This window comes from Haliea sp. E1-2-M8 (genome assembly GCF_030649675.1).
In the GTDB taxonomy this organism is placed as follows: Bacteria; Pseudomonadota; Gammaproteobacteria; order Pseudomonadales; family Halieaceae; genus Haliea.
In genome coordinates this window covers 1-1,300 of sequence record NZ_JAUTDR010000074.1, presented here as the reverse complement: position 1 = coordinate 1,300, position 1,300 = coordinate 1, and the positions used below count along the sequence as shown (strand labels likewise).

The window sequence follows — 1,300 nt, the reverse complement described above, 5'->3', positions numbered from 1 at the left end:
GGGTCTTCACCAAATCGTGTGGGTAGATTAGCCTTGTCATCATGAAAGATACACAGCTTTACAGTCAGATTCTCGGCATCCAGAAGCCCTGGAAGGTCACCTCGGTGAATGTGTCGCTTGCAGACGACGAGGTAGAGGTACAGGTCCAGCATGGCGGCGGCAAGCTGAAATGCCCGAAGTGCGGGCAAGTGTGCCCGGGTTACGACAAGCGCTCTCGGCGCTGGCGCCACCTGGATACCTGCCAGCTTAAGACGTTGCTGGTAGCGGACATCCCCAGAGTGGAATGCAAGGAGCATGGAGTCGTCACCGTTGAGGTGCCCTGGGCAGAGCCCGGCAGTAGCTTCACGGCCCTGTTTGAAGCCCTTGTGATCGACTGGCTCCAGACCGCGGCGGTGTCCGCGGTGGCAGAGCGCTTGCGCCTGAGTTGGAACGCTGTCGACGGTATCATGCAGCGGGCGGTGAGGCGCGGCTTGTCGCGGCGCAAGGCCCTGCAGCCGAAGCGATTGAGCGTTGATGAAACCGCTTACCGCAAGGGCCACGATTACATCACAGTGGTCACCGATCAAGAATCCGGCACCGTTCTGCACGTCGCGGAAGACCGCCTGACCACCAGCCTCGGTAGCTTCTACGAGCAGCTTGATGAAGACCAGCTCAACGGCATCGAAGTGGTGTGCATGGACATGTGGCCCGCCTACATCAAGGCGACACGGCAGGCTATTGATGGTGCCGATCTCAAGATTGCTTTCGACCGGTTTCATGTGGCGCAGTATCTCGGCAAAGGCGTCGATCAGGTGCGCCGTGATGAGCACCGACAGTTGCTCAAGGCCGGCGATCAGCAGCTGAAAGGCACCAAATATCAGTGGCTGAGGAATCCGGCCAATATGGACTGGCACCAACGGCGGGCCTTCACCTCGTTGCGCAATTCCACTCTGAAAACATCTCGTGCCTGGGCAATGAAAGACTTCGCGGCGCAGCTGTGGCACTACCAACACCGGACGTGGGCGATGAAGGGCTGGAAACGTCTGATCAACTGGATGTCTCGTAGTCGCCTGGCGCCCATGAAGAAAGTCGCGGCAACGCTGAAGAACCATCTGTGGGGCATCATCAATGCGGTAGTCTTGAAAGCTGACAACAGTCATGCGGAGAGCAATAACAGCCGGATCAAGACGGTGAAGACACGGGCCCGGGGATTTCGGAACAAGCAACGATTCCGCGACGCCATTTACTTTCACCTTGGCGGCCTTCAGCTGTATCCGGCCGGAATCCGTCAATGATTACCCACCATGATTGGGGAAGAGCC

At 58.2% G+C, this 1,300-nt stretch carries 1 protein-coding gene; it reads left to right on the top strand.

Features of this window, described 5'->3' with window-relative positions; translation table 11 throughout:
- Positions 1-41: 41 nt before the first annotated feature.
- Complete coding sequence (locus tag Q6D67_RS21575) at positions 42-1,274, top strand: ISL3 family transposase (protein ID WP_304707901.1); 1,233 nt, start codon at positions 42-44, stop codon at positions 1,272-1,274.
- The last annotated feature ends 26 nt before the right edge of the window (positions 1,275-1,300 follow it).

Bases quoted from the DNA above. Each gene is read 5' to 3' on its own strand.
- Q6D67_RS21575 (WP_304707901.1), top strand. From the start codon at position 42: ATGAAAGATACACAGCTTTACAGTCAGATTCTCGGCATCCAGAAGCCC.